Genomic DNA, 14,987 nt, shown 5'->3' with positions numbered 1-14,987 from the left:
GAGCGGCGGCACCGGGACCTCATGAGCGATCCGACGCCATCCCTGGCGATCCCCGCCGACGAGATCGCCTTCGAGTTCTACCGCTCTTCCGGGCCGGGCGGGCAGAACGTGAACAAGGTGGAGACCGCCGTGCGGTTGCGCTTCGCGCTGGCGGCGAGCCGGGTGCTCGACGAGGAGCAGAAGGCGCGGTTGGCGCGGCTCGCCGGGCGCCGGGTGACGGCCGACGGTGAGCTGATCATCGAGGCGAGCCGCCATCGCACGCGCGAGAAGAACCGCGAGGACGCTCTCGAGCGGCTCGCCCACTGGGTCGAGCGTGCCCTCGCGCCGCCGCGCCCGCGCAAGAAGACCAAGCCCTCCCGCGCTGCCGGTCGCCGTCGTCTCGAGGCCAAGCGTCGCACCGGCGAGCGCAAGCGCTCCCGCCGGGCGGGCGACGACGAGTAGAATCCGTCGCCATGTTCTGTCCCGAATGTGGCGGCGAGTACCGCCCCGGCTTCACCGTCTGCGCCGATTGTCACGTTCCGCTCGTCGACTCGCTCGACGAGGCCCCGCCGTCCGCCGAGAGCGGGCATCCGCTCGAGCCGTTGCACGCCACGCGCGATCCCGAGGAGCTCGGGACGCTCGTCGAGATGCTCGAAGAGGCGCGGATTCCCTACATCCTGCAGGCCGGCACGGCGATGTCACTGGTCGCCGGCGAGGACCTGCAGGGGGGTGAGCCCGACTTCTGGGAGGCGCGTGTGGCCGTGCACGGGCCGCGTCTTCCCGAAGGCCGCGAGCTCCTCGCCGCGCTCAAGGCGCAGCGCGCGCGCAGCTGATCGCGTTGACAACGGCGCCGGGGGCGCCGGGTCGACGCGGAGGCGTGCCGTTCCTCCCGGGTCGCTACGGACAGGTCGCGAAAGCGCTCGTGTCGAGCTTCGGCGGGTAATCCGTGTTGAGCGGGTTGTGGTAGACCTTGGTCGTCCCGTTCTTGGTGTCGACCACGGTGAGGTCAACCTGTACGTTGGTGAGCCCGGCCGAGAACGACCAGAAGTGCTGGAAGGGGACGACGCAGGCGTCGAGCACCTTGATGAGCAGCTCGACGTTCGAGGCGTTGAAGAACCAGAAGTAGCCGGTGTCGGGGGTCAGCTGCACCGCGCGGCCCGTTCCGCTCGCTGTGCCGGACTGCCAGGCGGCGGTGACGGCGAAACGGCCACCCTGCAGGCAGAGCGTGGTGTCCGATTCGAGCCCGTTGCAGCCGAGCTCGACCACCTCGACGTCGTCGAAGTAGGCCGAGAACGGCGCGCTGCCGCCCGTCTTGATCGGCATCAGCCAGAGTTGCCCCGCCACCGCGCCGGCCGGCGCCGGACCTTCGGCGTGCAACGTCACCGTCGTGTTGACCACCGAAGTGTTGGTCACCGAATAGGTCGGTGCCATGAGGGTGGCGCAGGCTGGATCGGTCGAGAAGCGGAACCCGGGTTGGACGACGCCGGCTCCCGACTGCGTTCCGGGGATGAACAGCTTGGTCGACCAGCGATAGAAGCGCCCGGCGACGACCGGGAAACAGCTCGAGCGCAGCGCGGTGATGATGAAGTTGTTCGGTGCAACGGCGCTGACGAGCGCCGAGCCGGAGTCCGCAGCGCCGTCCATGTCGGTGGCGCTGTAGATCGCGGTCGTGCTGTTGCCCGGGTCCCAGGCGGTCCATGCGGCGAGGTCCCGGTTGAAGTGTGGGTTGACGACGAGGTTCGACGAGGCGGCCGACGCGAGGTCGGCAACCGACACCGCGAGCATCGCGGCCCAGGCGAAGCGACTTGCTTTCATGACGGTTCCCCCTCGAAGCAGCATACGCCCCGCTGCGCCGAAAGCTCGCCAAAGGCCTGATTTCATTGGCGACTGCGCCGCTCGTGTTCTGTGCCTGCGCACGCTTCATCGGGGGCCCGCCGCGCCTCGCTGAGGGAGTCCCGAGAGGACGGTGCGTCGTCCTCCGCACCGGCGCGAGGTGCATCGTCGGGAGAGCCGTGCGACCGTTCGGCCGAGGTGCGCGGAATGGGGGCCCGTGCGGCGCGCCGCCGCCCTGCGACAACGGACGGTCGCCCTTGCCGGCGCCTCGGGTCGCCGGGTCCCGAGGTCCCGAATCACCCCGCGTCGCTTGACCGTTCCGGGTCGGCCCGGTACGATTCCCAGGCCATTGGGAGGTCGTTCAATGGTAGGACATGCGGCTCTGGACCGCAGAATCGGGGTTCGAGTCCCTGCCTCCCAGCCAATCCGCTCCAACGAGGGATTCCGCGAAAGAAACGTCACGGCCGGCGCTCCGCCGGCCGTTGTCGTTTTGGCGTCGCGCGCCTGGACGTCACCCTTCGGCGGGTCGGGCGGGACGGTCCGGCGACGGCGGTTCCGTCCGCGGCGGGAAGGCCAGTAGGTTCGCCAGCAACGCCACCGCCAGAGAGGGGGCGCCGAAGAGGTGCCCGAAGAGCACGAAGGCGAAGCCGCGGAGCACGAGACCGCCGAGCGATGCCGGGAGGTCGCCGATCGAGGTCACCTCCCCGAGGTGGTCGGCCACGTCGAAGAGGGTGAACGACCAGCAGAACAGGACGAAGGCAAGGTAGAGCACCGCGGCCTGCCGCCAGCGTGAGCGGGCCCGCCAGAATGAGCCTGCGACGCCAGGAACGACGACCGCAGCCGCGATCCAGGCACCGACGGGCGCCGCGCTGTCGCGCCCCAGCCAAAGCAGGGACGCACCCGCCAGCAGCAGGTTGAGGACGACGAACGAAAGCCGCGGTCGCGCGGCGACGAGCTCTCGCAAGCGGTTCATGGCCACCAGCCCCTCCGGAAATGGTGCGCGGCCGGCGGCCGGTCGGGGACACCGCGGCACGGGGCGCTGGTGCCGCCGCGGATCCGGCGACGAGCGGTCGACGAACGTCGGGCGCGGCTGGCACGATTTCGGGCTCCACCGCGACCGGGGGCACTCATCCGAACTGGAATCGTCATGAAGGTCGTCGCCGCGGTCCTCGGCGTGACGGTCTTCGCCACCACGACCGCCTTCGCGGAGTCCAGGGTGCGCTGCGAGCGCGATCGTGATCGCGAACGCTACCGCGAGCGCAGTGTGTGGTCCGACAACCGCGCTACCCTGGACGGTCAGCTCCCGCGAACGCGCTGCACCTTCGGCCAGATCTGGGGCTACAACCGCAATGGCGTCTGGGGTCGCAGATCATCCCCGACCTGCTCGACCGCCAGTTCGGCGTGATCGTCAGCGGCCTCTGGGTCACCACGGCGCGCGCCCTGGTGATCAGCGACTCGGCGCCGACCTCGCACGAGGGGATCGACCTCGTCGCCAGTCGCGCGGCGGCCGAGAAGCTCACGACGCGCGAGGATTTCGACCGGCCCGAGGTCAAGCTCGTCGTCTACGCCGGCACCGTCCAGGAAGGCACGGCGCGACGGCTCTTCCCGCGCGCCACGCTGGTGCTCGTCGAGGGCGACGCCGATCCGATGGCGGCCGTGCTCGAGGGCGAGGCACACGCCGTGCTGGTGCCGACCTTCGCGCCGCGCGCCGTCGTCCGGAGCGCGCCGGACAAGCTCTTCCTGCCGCTGCCCGAGCCGCTGCACTCGACCGTCTCGGCGATGGGCGTGCGCAAGGGCGACGCCGACTTCCTCAACTTCCTCGACAGCTGGCTCACCGTCTACCGCGACAACGCTTGGCTCGAGGAGGGCGCTCGCTTCCGGGCCGATCTGGGCAAGTGGCCGAAGTGACGACGGATCGGCCGGCGCTCTGCCGGCCGGTGGCCTCGATCCCGCCGGGGCGCACGGCCGTGCGCCCCGAGCCGACCTCGGACGCTCGCTCGTGTCGTCGTCGAGTTTCGCTCGGCCCCCGACTCGCCGCTCGGCAAGGTGACGGTCCATGGCGAACGCGGCAGGGATCCCGCGCGCTCGCATCGCCGCATCGCAGTGCGCCATCGAGGTGGCATCCGTCACTGCGTGATCGCGCTCTCGAACGGCCTAGGGTCGCTCCCCCCACCACGCGAGCGTCGTGCCGTTCTCGAAGCCGTCGTCGAAGAGGACGAGGGCGGTCGCGGCGTTGGCACCGCGCTCGACGGCGCCGAGGTCGCATCCGTCGCTGCCCGGGCCGTTCGGCAGGGCGCCGATGTCGACGATCCGCCCGCTCGCCGGAGCGAGCCCGGCGCCGCGCTGGTCGGCCTCGGCGCCGGGGCACTGCCCGCGGTCGAGAACCCAGCTCCCCGCCACGAGATCGGGGCGATGGGTCGGCGTCGGGCCGCCGTTGTTGCCGAGCGGCTCGAGCGCCGCCGGCAGCGGGGCCGCGGCGGTGCCGACGTAGTCGCCGTTCACGTTGGGGACGCCAGCAGGGAAGAAGGTGTCGGCGCCGGTCGGATCGCCGACGAGGCTGAGGGTGCTCGCGACCGAGTCGGTCGCGTCGATTCCCGCGATGTCCGGGTTGTTGGGGGCGGTCGTCGAAAGGTCCGAGTTGCCGGCAAGAACGGTGTTGGCGAGCGTGAGCAGACGGGCACCCGCGGTCCCGTCGAAGGAGATGCCGCCGCCAGCGCCGAAGGGGTCCGCATCCGCGCCGGCGACGTTCAGGGTGACGGTGGAGTCGACGAGCGTCAGGGCGAGCGGCGCGTTGAGGTCCGAGCCGCTGATCGCCCCGCCGAAGTCGTCGGCGGAATTGCCGGAGAGCGTCGACCGGGCGAGAGTCAGAGCCGAGTCGAAGAGGTTGATCGCCCCGCCGTTGCCTCCCGTCGTGTTGCTCGCGAAGGTCGTCGCGTCGATCGTCGCCGAGTGGTCGTAGATCCGCAGCGCCCCGCCGCCCAGGTTGCTTGCCTGGTTGTCGTGGAAGTACGCCTGGCGGATCTCGAGCCGGCTCGACGTCGGGACGGAGGGCGTGAAGCTGATCGCGCCGCCATAAAGGGTCGCGACGTTGCCGGCCAGTTCGAGCCGCTCGAGTCGCACCCAGGCATCCTGGCCGCCGAGCACGTGGAGGGCGCCGCCCTCGCTCGTCGTGAAGCCGTTGGCCAGCGTCAGGTCGGAGATCTCGATGAACAGATCGTCGGCGGCGGAGTTGACTCGCAGGATCCGGTTGAGCCCTGCGCCGTCGAGGGTGAGCGCGGAGCGGCCCGGTCCGCGCAGGGCAAGCGAACCATAGATCTCGGGCAGCGGGGCGGCGAGGGTGATCGTCGCCGGGAGCGAGGGCAGGTCGAAGAGGATGCGGTCGGCGCCGCTCCCCGCCGGGCACTCCTGGCGCGGCATGTCGGTGTTGGCGGCGGTGATCGCCTCGCGCAGCGAGCAGAAGCCGTCGGCGGCATCGGTGTCGACGGCGGTCTTGACGAGGAGGGTCGCCGCCGGCGCGGCGACCGAGGTGAGCAGCGACAGGGCCGCCACGAAGGCGGCGAGGAACGGGCGCATGGCAGGAGCCTCCTGCCAGGGATGGCGCCGTCCGGGTCCGGGGGCGGACATCCAGGCACGCCGCCACTGCGCCCGCCTGGTTGTCGCGGATCACGGCCGGTCTTGTCGTCGAGCCAAGGGTGACGAGAGGGGACCCGGTCTCGCCGTGGGCTCCACCTCCGTCCAGGGAGGCCGTGTTGCTTGCCACGCGGCTCGTCGGTTCGAACGAGACGACGCCAGGCCCGCTGCACGAGAGCCCCACGCCCGCTGTGCTGATCCGGTGAGGAGCCGAATGTCGCCACGGAACGGCAACGCGAGGGTGGGCTCACCCTCGTGGGTGGATGACCGCCTCCGCCGGCGGTATCTCTGCGATGTCGAGGAAGAGCACCTCGACCGCCGAGCCGATCTCCGGGAAGTCGAAGTAGGCGAACTCGAAGAGGTCGCCGGCGCCGGCTTCCTGGATCGCCACGCGCCCTTGCCGCTTGAGCTCGGCCGAGGCCTCGCGCAGCGCGCCGATCGTCGGGTAGACGAGGCAGGTGTGGTGGAAGCTCTCGCCGTGCGTCGCCAGGTGCTCGTCGTAGACGCTCGTGCCGGTGTGCGGGGTGACGAGCTCGAACGCCGCGCCCCCGACCATGCCGAGGGCCACGCGGAAGGTGAACGGACACTCCTTGCCGTGTACCCGGCTCCACGCCGGCACGATCGTCCGCACCTCGAACGCCGCGACCCCGAGCGAATCGGCGAGCCGCTGCGCCGTGGCTTCGAGATCGCGCACGAGGAAGCAGGTGTGGTGGAGGGCGGCAGGGGCAGGGATCGGCATCGGCTTCTCCTGGGAGTCGTCGTTGGAGGGGTGGCATCGTAGCGCGATCGGTGCGCCGCGCCGTGAGGCGTGGCGTGCGGGCACGCTGCGGAGCGTTCAGCGCTCCCCGATCAGGGCGGCGAGGTCGCCTTCGAGCGCATCGAGGTCGTCGATCGCCGTGCGGATCGCGTCGCCGTCGGCCGCCATGCGCGTGAAGGCCGCCTCGAGGCGGGCGCGCAGGCGGGGCGGGCGCCGCGGGAAGCTCTCGGCCATCGCCACCGCACCCTTCTCGTTGAGCCAGGGCTGCTCGTTGAGCGCGAAGAGGACCTGCAGGAGACAGATCGCCGCGCGGAAGGTGGCGCCGGCGGCGTAGACCACGTCGGCGCGGTCGATGCACTTGCGCGCCGTCTCCAGGGCGAAGCGGACCTCCCAGCCGAACTTGCCGATCAGTGCCGAGCGGAGCGCCGCTGGGTATGGCGAGGCCAGCCGCTGGAGCGCCGTGATCTCGCCGTCGGCCTCCCAGAGCGGGCGGCAGGTCGCGATCTCCGCCAGGTAGATCGAGGAGACGAAGCCGTGCGGGTGGCCCGGTTGGTAGACGATGCCGACCTCGCCGCGCCGGCAGGCGTCGATGACGCCAGCGACCTGCCGCAGATCGCGGTAGATGAAATCGACGGCGTGCGACTGCACGGTGAGCCAGCCGCCGCCGTTGACCCACGGCCCCCAGCCGCCGATCGGCGTCACGAGTCCGGATCGCCTGCGGTCGTCGAGCGCCGCGGCGACCTCGTCGAGTGCGGCGAGGTCGAGCGGCCGGTCGGGATCGTAGTAGAGGCCGAGATCGGTGTCGGAGGTCGCCGTGTGCGTGCCCCGGGCGCGCGATCCCCCGAGAACAATCGCCCGCACGCCGTCGACGGCGCGCACCCGTCGCACGATGTCGTCGATCGGCGCCTCGGAATTCATCGATGGTCCCTCATCGGGTGGCCCGGGCCGCGAGCGCCGACGCCGTCCGGCAGCCGACGATCGCCGGCGCCTCGTGGACGAGCTCGTCGTTCTCGAGGGCGGCGACCATGAAGAGCGCAAAGTCGACGCGGCGTGTCCGGTTGCTCGCCAGGACGGGGTCGCCAACGTGACGGCTCCACACGGGCAGGCCCTCGCTCTGTCCCTCCTCGAGGTCGCTTCCCCGCACGACGGTCCACCGGCTCTGGCTGGCGAAGATCCGCCGGCACGCCTCGACCTGGTCGTCGATCTCGGCGAGGTGGATCGCTCGCGCGAGCCAGGTGAACGTCACGAGGAAGAGCCTGAAGCCACGCGAGTAGGTGTCCTGACCGTCGCGGGTGATGTGCCAGCCGCAGGAGAAGATCAAACGCGCGTCGGGCCGCGCGAAGTCGAGCACCGCCTGCGCCGTCCCCGACGAGTACTGCCGAACTCCCCACGGCACCAGCACGGTGAGCACCCCGTCGCAGCCGTCGACCGCGCGCCGGATGACCTCGCGGTCGTTCGTCGCTCCGGGAACGAGGGTGATCCGCCCCTGGAAGGCGTCGAGCTTGCCGACGCTCTGTTCACGACAAACGCCGACCACCTCGTAGCCGCGGTCGAGCGCGTGTCGCACCATGTAGCGCCCGAGCTTCCCGGACGCGCCGACGATGCAGACCCTCTTCATGGTCTTGCTCTCCGGTGTTGTCGGCTCGCCAACCGCGCCGCTCAGGAGCCGACCTCGATCACCAGCCGATCGAGATTCTGCTCGTTGGCTCCCTCGAGGAAGGATCGCATCCGTTCGGCGAATTCGCGATTCTCGAATTCGGCGAACCACGACAGGTGCGTCCCCGCCGGGCTCGCCTCGAGGGAGATCGTCAGCTCGAAGTGCGGTGGGTTGAGATGCCGGATTCGCACCCGCGAATTCGCGACGACCTCGAGGAACTCCGACTCGTTGGGATAGTCGGTGCCGTCGGGTCCGTGCATGGTGAACCGCCACGCGCCACCTGGCCGGATCTCGCAGGTGTGAAAGGTGTTGGTGAAGCCCTCCGGACCCCACCACCGAGCCAGGCGCGCGGGATCCTGGATCGCAGCGAAGACGGCCTCCGGGGTGGCTCGAATCTCGCGGGACGTTCGAAAGATGGACATGAGGATCTCCTGGAGAAGGGTACCCCGTTGAAGCGGGCGAAGCCTCGAGTGACGGACCCTGGCGCGCAGCGACGGCTCGGGCGGGCGGAGCCGTCGGCAGGTCATTCGGGCAATTCTGGAGCGCTCCTCCAGAAATGCAAGGTTGGCGTCGGCTGCGAAGGTCTGCGAAGGTCTGCGAAGGTCCCTGGCACCTCTTCTTCCGGCATCTTCCGTCGGGCACTCCGGGGACGTCGCCGAGAAGAGTCGGCTGTTCCTCCGACTTGCTGCAAGTTCGGAGACGCCGTTCGCGTCTTTCCCTTTCGATGGCACGCCGCCTTCGCTACCTGCCTGAAGGGTCGATGGTCGAGGTCACCTGCCGCACGGTGCAGGGACGGCTACTGCTGCGCCCTTCGCCGCACTTCAATGAGATCGCTCTCGGGGTCCTTGGACGCGCCCAGGCTCGCTATCGGATGGTCATCCACGACTTCGTGATCCTCTCGAACCACCTTCATTTGCTACTTTCCCCCGAGAGCCCGCAGCAGCTTGCCCTCTTCATGGCCTTCGTCGAGGCGAACCTCGCCAAGGAGGCCGGTCGCCTACACGACTGGAGGGGGCCGTTCTGGGAACGCCGCTACGAGTTGATCGTCGTCTCGGGCGAGGAGGAAGCCCAGGTTGGTCGCCTCTTCTACATGCTGCGGCACGGGGTCAAGGAGCGACTCGTCGATCGACCCCAGGACTGGCCTGGGCCGCACGGTGTCACCGCGCTTCTCGAGGAGAGTCCACTCACTGGCGTCTGGATCGACCGCACGCTCGAGCACAGGCTCCGACGCAAGGGCGGAGAGCTCGAGTCCAGAGCCTGCCAGTCGACGGAGTCGCTCGTGCTCTCGCCGCTGCCTTGCTGGAAAGACCTGCCGAAGGAACGACGCCGGGCTCGCATCGCGGCGCTGGTCGCCGAGGTCGAGGCCGAAGCTCGACGCCTCCAGCGCGAGCACGGCGAGCCCCTGGGGCGCGATCGCGTCCAGCGTCAGCACCCCCACCAAAGGCCGGCGAGGTCCAAACGCTCGCCGGCGCCGTGGGTTCACGCCGCTAGCAGGGCCGTCCGCCTGGCTTTGATCGAGGCCTACCGCGTTTTCGCTGCGGCCTTTTGCGTTGCCGCCGACCGGCTGCGCAACGGTGATCGCTTGGTGCTGTTTCCTGAGCGTGCCTTCCCTCCGCCGCTTCCCGCTACCGGCTAGATCGGCCCCTCCCGCCCCACGCCAAGTACGCTCCAGGAAGCTCGCGGGCTGGAGCACTGCATCGGTCACCGCTGATCAGCGATCGGCCGCGAGCACGAAGCCGACGAGGGCCAGCCCTCCACCGGTTGAGGGCTGGCAAGGACCTTGCCCGTCGAAAGTGAGCCCAAGACGCCTCGTGCCGAGGCACCGGCGACGAGCTCGGGTCGTGCTCGGCTAGCCTCAACCCGGAGAAGATCGTTGGCACCTTCTTGGAAGATTGTCGGCACCTTCTTGGAGTGGGCGAGCCGTCACGCCGTTGCCGGTGCTTCCCGGCGCCGCAGGATGCCGGCCGAGATCAGCGCGGAGAGGAGTCCGAAGGGGAGAGGCTCGAGCAGGGTGAACGCGATGTTCACCAGGGGGTTCTTGTACATCTCCTGGAAATGGGCCATCTGTCGCGCCAACTCGGCGAGCTCCGCCTCGCTCTTGCCCTGGGATCTCGCCTTGTCGAGCGCGAAGGCGGCGTACTTCTCGGCGAAGTCCGGGATGAAGGCGTGGTAGACGATCTGCCAGGTGCAGACGTAGAGCACGCACGCGACGAGCGCGATCAGGAGGCCGACCTGGAGACCCTTCTTGAAGGACAGGCGGCCGCCGCCGACGTTCTCCCGGTAGGCGCGTACGCCGAAGAAGATGGTGAGCGACGAGAGCACCAGGCCGGTGTACCCGAAGATGGCGCCCTTCTCGAACCCGATGCGATCGGCGAACACCGTGGCCACGAGCATGAGGGCGCTGGGGATGCCGCCCGCGATCAGTCCCCAGGTCCAGACGGTCTTCTTCATCGACATTGGAGCCTCCTTGCGGCCTCGCCGCGGTTGGAAGGCCGGAAGCTAGCGGCAGGACGCTCCGCCTGTCGTCACCCGAAGGGGTGATTCTCGCGCCGTGAGGCCGGATTCGACGCGAATCACTCTTTCGGGGGAGGACGCTCTCCTCAAGGGAGGAGCCCGAGCTCCTTGCCCCGTTGCACCGCCTGGGTTCGCCGCCGCGCTCCGAGCTTCTCGAGCAGCCGGCCGGCGTGGGTCTTGACCGTGTTCTCCGAGACGAAGAGCTTCTCGCCGATCTCCCGCGTCGACAACCCGGCGGCGATGCACCCCAGAACCTCGAGCTCACGCTGCGTGATCCCGAGCTCCCGCTGACGGGCAACGTCGACCTCGAAGGCCGCGGGTCCCGCCACCGGGACGCGGACCTCGACCGGAACCTCGACCACGACACGCTCGGTCTTCCGGCGAACAAGTCGCGTGCCGAGCCAGATGCCGACCCCCGCGAAGAGGGCCGCGACCAAGCCCGCGTAGATCTCGTACGAGTGCTCGACCACCAGGAAGCGGTACTCGCTCCAGCGCAGCGCCGCGAGGAGAACCCCTCCCGCCGCGCCGTAGGCGAGGACGGCCAGCGGCCAACGAACGCCGAAGCGTGACGCCATGCGCGGATGATACTGAGAAGGAGAGCCCCTCTTCAGTGGATGGCCTCTTCGAGGCCGTGGCGCCGGATGTCGTTGCGGCGGCGCGAGAGGCGGCGATTGGACGAGAGCCGAGGCTCAACCGTCGGAGAGTAGCTCCTGTCGCACGACGACCCAGGACTCAGCTCAACCGGCGCCACGGGCCGAGCTCGTCGGCCGCAGGCGCTGGCACCGGAATGGCGACACGAAGTCCGCACGACCCGCCGCGGCGTTTGCAAGGGAGCAGGCTGAGCTGCGCTCCATCGGTAGAGAAGGTCAGTTCGCGGGCGATGTTCTCGGAGAGGTACGCGCCACCCTTGTCGACGAGATCGGTGGCGATGAGGCGTCGCGTCGCTAGGTCGTACACGTAGGCTGTGGCGTCCTGGACCAGGAAGGCCACGCGCGACCCGTCGGGTGCCCAGACCGCGGCGTTACACCAGTCCTGGTCGGGGGCGAGCCGCACCAGCCGAACGACCTCGCCAGAGTGCAACCGAATCTGGAGCGACTGATCAGGTGGGTCGAAGCTCGGGTGGTTCCGGACCTCGGCCCAGGCCGAAGAGTCCGGAGCCGCGACCGCTAGCTCCGTTCTCGGCAGACCGAGCTGCTTTGCCGTGCAGCCGGACGTCAGCAGAAAGGCAGTGAAGACCAGTGGGGTTCGAGTGATGAGCATCTCAGCCTCTTTGCCTGGGCCGGCCGACGGGAAGTTGGCTCGGCACCGAGGCCCGAAAGATCGAGCGAGAGGAGGCGGCAGAATCCGGGACGCAAGCGACCCCCTTCAGATGAGTCGTAAGACGTCCTCCACGACCTGATCCACGGTGGTCTGGATTCGGCCGAGAACCCAGAGCGCAGACCGCCGCATACCGACGAAACGAAACGCGATCCATCCATCCTCCGCAGGGTCCGCTCCGAAATCAGCTTTCCGGAAGACCTCTGGCCCAAAGGCTGCTGGGAGTCTCTGGCCGATAGGTACCTCCCGGCGCTCTTGACGCACGAGGGCTACGTGCTTCTTTCGATTGACCAACCAATTGAGATCGCGGAGTGAGTTCTCGCCGCGCTGCGGGTAGGGCTGCACGCTGTCGAGGTAGTTCCACAACTCGCGGTTCGATGTCTGAAGGCCTGGGAGCCACTTGTCGGCCTTCACCACGAATGTCTTGCGCTTACCAAAGATTGGAAAGTAGATCTTCTCTCTTGGCTTCGGAGGGGAGCAGCAAGAGACCCGGATGTGCATCGCTAGGTAGTCGAGAACGGATCGTTCGTTCTCGAGGAGATTCTTGATCGCGACGAACGCGGTCTCCGGCAGATCATCGCCCGCTAGTGCTGTCTGATAGGCGTCGCCGATGCTTCTGAGCTGCGCCTCGCAAGCTGCGAGAAGCGTCCGGATATCCCTAGGCACTGCGCGCATGGTGTGGGTGCAAGTGGCGTCTGCCGGTGTTGGCTCCGGGCCGCGACGGCAAGTGGTTCACCCGAAGCAAACAGCCAGCCGGTATTTGCATGCTGGCTGCCGGACTGCACCGAGGTGGGCACTGGACCGCACTTCGCGCTCTTGGACCTAGGTAGGCGTGCCCTACGCGAACGCCAGATTCAACAACGTCTTCTGCTCGAGCGCGTGCGCCTTCGGCGAGCCGGTGGCGGGGCTGGCGGAGGGGGAGCGCTTGACGGAGCGGACGGCGAGGTCGCGGGCGGTGTGTTCGAGGTGGGGCATGGCGTAGGCGAGGGCGCCCATGTTGCCGGGCTCTTCCTGGACCCAGACGAGCTCGCGGGCTTCGGGGTAGGCGGCGAGCGCGGCGGTCAGGTCAGCTTCGGGGAAGGGGTAGAGCTGTTCGAGGCCGAGGACGGCGACGTCGTCGGCCTTGCGCCTGGCGCGCTCGGCGCGGAGCTCGTGGACGACCTTGCCGGTGGCCAGCAGGACTCGCCGCACGCCGGGTCCGGAGGACCCCAGGGTGTCCTTCAGAACATTTCCGAATCGCGGCGCGGCGAGCTCGGCGAGCGGCGAGCAGGCGTCGGGGTTGCGCAGACCGCTCTTCGGCGTGAAGACGATCAACGGCTTCCGCCAGTGGCGCAGCGCCTGGCGGCGCAGCAGGTGGAAGTACTGCGCCGCGGTCGACGGCTGGGCGACGACCATGTTCTCCTCGCCAGCGAGCTGCAGATAGCGCTCGATGCGCGCCGACGAGTGCTCCGGCCCCTGTCCCTCGTAGCCGTGCGGCAGCAGCATGACGAGCCCCGAGAGCAGCCCCCACTTGTCCTCGCCGGCGGCGAGGAACTGGTCGATGAGGATCTGCGCCCCGTTGGCGAAGTCGCCGAACTGCGCCTCCCAGAGCACCAGCGCCTCCGGCGTGTCGCGCGAGAAGCCGTACTCGAAGCCGAGCACCGCGGCCTCCGAGAGCACCGAGTCGTAGACCTCGAACTTCGCCTGCCCGGGCGTCAGATGGGCGAGTGGCAAGTACTCCTTCTCGTCCTCGACGTCGATCAGCACGGCGTGCCGGTGGTTGAAGGTGCCGCGCCGCGAGTCCTGGCCGGAGAGGCGCACCGGGGTGCCGGCGACGACGAGCGAGGCGAAGGCGAGCGCCTCGGCCATGCCGAAGTCGACGGGCTTCTCCCCACGCGCCATCTTCGCCCGCTCCTCGAGCAGCTTCTCGACCTTCGGGTGGACGTGGAACCCCTCCGGTGCGCGGGTGAGCTTGGCGCCGAGCTCGGCGAGCTTGTCCGCGGCGACGCCGGTGGTGACGGCGAGCGACTCGTCCCAGCGGCCGCCGCGGTACGGCGCCCAGTAGCCGGGCAGCTCGCGCAGCAGCGGGATGCGCGAGAGCTGCGCCGCCTCCTTCTGCGCCGCGACGTACTCGTCGCGCACCGCCGCCGCCGCCGCGTCGGCCTCGCCGCGCGAGAGCCCGGCACGCGAGGCGTACGACTGCCAGAGCGGCGGCGTGGCGCGGATCTTCTTGTAGAGCAGAGGCTGGGTCACCGTCGGGTCGTCGACCTCGCTGTGGCCGTAGCGGCGGTAGCCGAGCAGGTCCACCACCACGTCGGAGGCGAAGGCGTTGCGGTACTCGACGGCGAGCCGCGCGACGCGCGCCACCGCGTCGGGGTCCTCGGCGTTGACGTGGAAGATCGGGATCGGCAGCCGCTTGGCGATGTCGGTGGCGTAGCGCGTCGAGGAGTAGGCGTGCGGCTCGGTGGTGAAGCCGATGTAGTTGTTCACCACGACGTGTACCGTGCCGCCGACGTCGAAGCCCTCGACCGCGGCGAGGTTCAGTGTCTCGGCGAGGATCCCCTGGCCGGCGAAGGCCGAGTCGCCGTGCATCAGCACCGGCAGCACGCGCCGGCCGGTGCGGTCGCCGAGCCGCTCCTGCTTGGCGCGAGCGCGTCCCAACGCCACCGGGCAGACCGCTTCGAGATGACTGGGGTTCGACGAGAGATGGATGCGCACCGTGCGACCGCTGGCAGCGCGGAAGTTGCCGGTGGCGCCGAGGTGGTACTTGACGTCGCCCGAGCCGAGGATGCTCTTCGGGTCGACGTCCTCGAAGCCGGCGAAGACCTCGTGCGGGCTGCGGCCGACCACCTGCACCATCACGTTCAAGCGGCCGCGATGGCTCATCGCCAGTACCGCCTGCTCCGCACCCGCCTCGGCGGCCACCTCGAGCCCCTCGTGAAGCAGCGGCACCAGCGCCACCGTGCCTTCGAGCGAGAAGCGCTTGTTGCCGGTGTAGCGTGCCTGGAGGACCTGCTCGAGCAGCTCGGCGCGCAGGAGGCCGTCGAAGACCCGGCGGCGGTCGATCGCCGGCGGCTCGGCCTCCAGCCGTGCGGCCACCCACTCGCGACGCGCGCCGTCGGGGAGGTGCATGAACTCGGCACCGATCGCGCCGCAGTAGATCCGTCGCGCCGTCTCCGCCGTCTCGCCGGAGAGCGCGAGCTCGGGCATGCGCAGCGGCTGCAGGCGGCCGAACGGGTCGAGCTCGGCCTCGAGGTAGCCCCAGCGGCGGAAGGCGTCGAAGATCGCGGAATCGGCAGAGGACATGCTCATGGCGCGCGA

The 14,987-nt window shown here is 69.5% G+C and carries 16 protein-coding genes and 1 tRNA gene; 5 read left to right on the top strand and 12 right to left on the bottom strand.

What is annotated here, in order from left to right; all coding sequences use genetic code 11:
• Positions 1 to 21: 21 nt before the first annotated feature.
• Together arfB and IPJ17_02105 are read left to right on the top strand one after the other, a co-directional pair.
• Positions 22 to 441, top strand: coding sequence for an aminoacyl-tRNA hydrolase (gene arfB, locus IPJ17_02110; GenBank protein ID QQR74410.1), 420 nt, complete (start codon positions 22 to 24; stop codon positions 439 to 441).
• 11 nt (positions 442 to 452) lie between these two features.
• The gene (locus IPJ17_02105) at positions 453 to 812 is read left to right on the top strand and encodes a hypothetical protein (protein ID QQR74409.1); all 360 of its coding nucleotides are present in this window, start codon (positions 453 to 455) and stop codon (positions 810 to 812) included.
• Positions 813 to 876: 64 nt separating this feature from the next.
• Here the strand turns inward: IPJ17_02105 and IPJ17_02100 are convergent, their stop codons facing one another.
• Positions 877 to 1,794: a hypothetical protein gene (locus IPJ17_02100; GenBank protein QQR74408.1), complete on the bottom strand. Its 918-nt coding sequence runs from the start codon at positions 1,792 to 1,794 to the stop codon at positions 877 to 879.
• A 368-nt stretch (positions 1,795 to 2,162) separates the two neighbouring features.
• Here IPJ17_02100 and IPJ17_02095 point away from each other — a divergent pair.
• Positions 2,163 to 2,236, top strand: a tRNA-Gln gene (locus IPJ17_02095).
• 87 nt (positions 2,237 to 2,323) lie between these two features.
• Here IPJ17_02095 and IPJ17_02090 read toward each other — a convergent pair.
• A complete protein-coding gene (locus tag IPJ17_02090; GenBank protein ID QQR74407.1) occupies positions 2,324 to 2,785 on the bottom strand; it encodes a hypothetical protein in 462 nt (153 codons plus the stop codon).
• Positions 2,786 to 3,078: 293 nt separating this feature from the next.
• Here IPJ17_02090 and IPJ17_02085 point away from each other — a divergent pair, with 293 nt between their 5' ends.
• Positions 3,079 to 3,720 carry a transporter substrate-binding domain-containing protein gene (locus IPJ17_02085; protein ID QQR74406.1) on the top strand — a complete coding sequence of 214 codons (642 nt, stop codon included), beginning with the start codon at positions 3,079 to 3,081 and terminating at the stop codon, positions 3,718 to 3,720.
• Positions 3,721 to 3,966: 246 nt separating this feature from the next.
• On the opposite strand, the gene IPJ17_02080 is transcribed toward IPJ17_02085, so the two are convergent.
• The 5 genes from IPJ17_02080 to IPJ17_02060 all read right to left on the bottom strand — a co-directional run bounded on the left by IPJ17_02080 (position 3,967) and on the right by IPJ17_02060 (position 8,278).
• Complete coding sequence (locus tag IPJ17_02080) at positions 3,967 to 5,385, bottom strand: CSLREA domain-containing protein (GenBank protein ID QQR74405.1); 1,419 nt, start codon at positions 5,383 to 5,385, stop codon at positions 3,967 to 3,969.
• Between the two features lie 304 nt (positions 5,386 to 5,689).
• Positions 5,690 to 6,181, bottom strand: a complete 492-nt coding sequence (locus IPJ17_02075) for a VOC family protein (GenBank protein QQR74404.1) — start codon at positions 6,179 to 6,181, stop codon at positions 5,690 to 5,692.
• A 96-nt stretch (positions 6,182 to 6,277) separates the two neighbouring features.
• Entirely contained in the window at positions 6,278 to 7,117 is an 840-nt protein-coding gene (locus IPJ17_02070; GenBank protein QQR74403.1) for a nucleotidyltransferase domain-containing protein, read from the bottom strand.
• Between the two features lie 10 nt (positions 7,118 to 7,127).
• Positions 7,128 to 7,817 carry an NAD(P)H-binding protein gene (locus tag IPJ17_02065; protein QQR74402.1) on the bottom strand — a complete coding sequence of 230 codons (690 nt, stop codon included), beginning with the start codon at positions 7,815 to 7,817 and terminating at the stop codon, positions 7,128 to 7,130.
• A 41-nt stretch (positions 7,818 to 7,858) separates the two neighbouring features.
• The gene (locus IPJ17_02060; GenBank protein QQR74401.1) at positions 7,859 to 8,278 is read right to left on the bottom strand and encodes an SRPBCC domain-containing protein; all 420 of its coding nucleotides are present in this window, start codon (positions 8,276 to 8,278) and stop codon (positions 7,859 to 7,861) included.
• A gap of 302 nt (positions 8,279 to 8,580) precedes the next feature.
• Between IPJ17_02060 and IPJ17_02055 the strand changes: the two genes are divergently transcribed.
• Positions 8,581 to 9,492, top strand: a complete 912-nt coding sequence (locus tag IPJ17_02055) for a transposase (protein QQR74400.1) — start codon at positions 8,581 to 8,583, stop codon at positions 9,490 to 9,492.
• A gap of 287 nt (positions 9,493 to 9,779) precedes the next feature.
• Here IPJ17_02055 and IPJ17_02050 read toward each other — a convergent pair whose 3' ends face one another.
• The 5 genes from IPJ17_02050 to IPJ17_02030 all read right to left on the bottom strand — a co-directional run bounded on the left by IPJ17_02050 (position 9,780) and on the right by IPJ17_02030 (position 14,978).
• Complete coding sequence (locus tag IPJ17_02050; GenBank protein ID QQR74399.1) at positions 9,780 to 10,307, bottom strand: DUF4199 domain-containing protein; 528 nt, start codon at positions 10,305 to 10,307, stop codon at positions 9,780 to 9,782.
• Between the two features lie 149 nt (positions 10,308 to 10,456).
• Positions 10,457 to 10,945 carry a DNA-binding response regulator gene (locus IPJ17_02045; protein ID QQR74398.1) on the bottom strand — a complete coding sequence of 163 codons (489 nt, stop codon included), beginning with the start codon at positions 10,943 to 10,945 and terminating at the stop codon, positions 10,457 to 10,459.
• Between the two features lie 157 nt (positions 10,946 to 11,102).
• Positions 11,103 to 11,630 carry a hypothetical protein gene (locus IPJ17_02040; protein ID QQR74397.1) on the bottom strand — a complete coding sequence of 176 codons (528 nt, stop codon included), beginning with the start codon at positions 11,628 to 11,630 and terminating at the stop codon, positions 11,103 to 11,105.
• Positions 11,631 to 11,735: 105 nt separating this feature from the next.
• Positions 11,736 to 12,362 (bottom strand): hypothetical protein, encoded by a 627-nt coding sequence (locus tag IPJ17_02035; GenBank protein QQR74396.1) that lies wholly within the window; start codon positions 12,360 to 12,362, stop codon positions 11,736 to 11,738.
• Positions 12,363 to 12,524: 162 nt separating this feature from the next.
• The gene (locus IPJ17_02030) at positions 12,525 to 14,978 is read right to left on the bottom strand and encodes a 2-oxoglutarate dehydrogenase E1 component (GenBank protein ID QQR74395.1); all 2,454 of its coding nucleotides are present in this window, start codon (positions 14,976 to 14,978) and stop codon (positions 12,525 to 12,527) included.
• Positions 14,979 to 14,987: the final 9 nt, after the last annotated feature.

Source organism: Holophagales bacterium, from assembly GCA_016699405.1.
Taxonomy (GTDB): domain Bacteria; phylum Acidobacteriota; class Thermoanaerobaculia; order Multivoradales; family JAGPDF01; genus JAAYLR01.
This window is presented reverse-complemented; position numbering and strand designations above follow the sequence as displayed.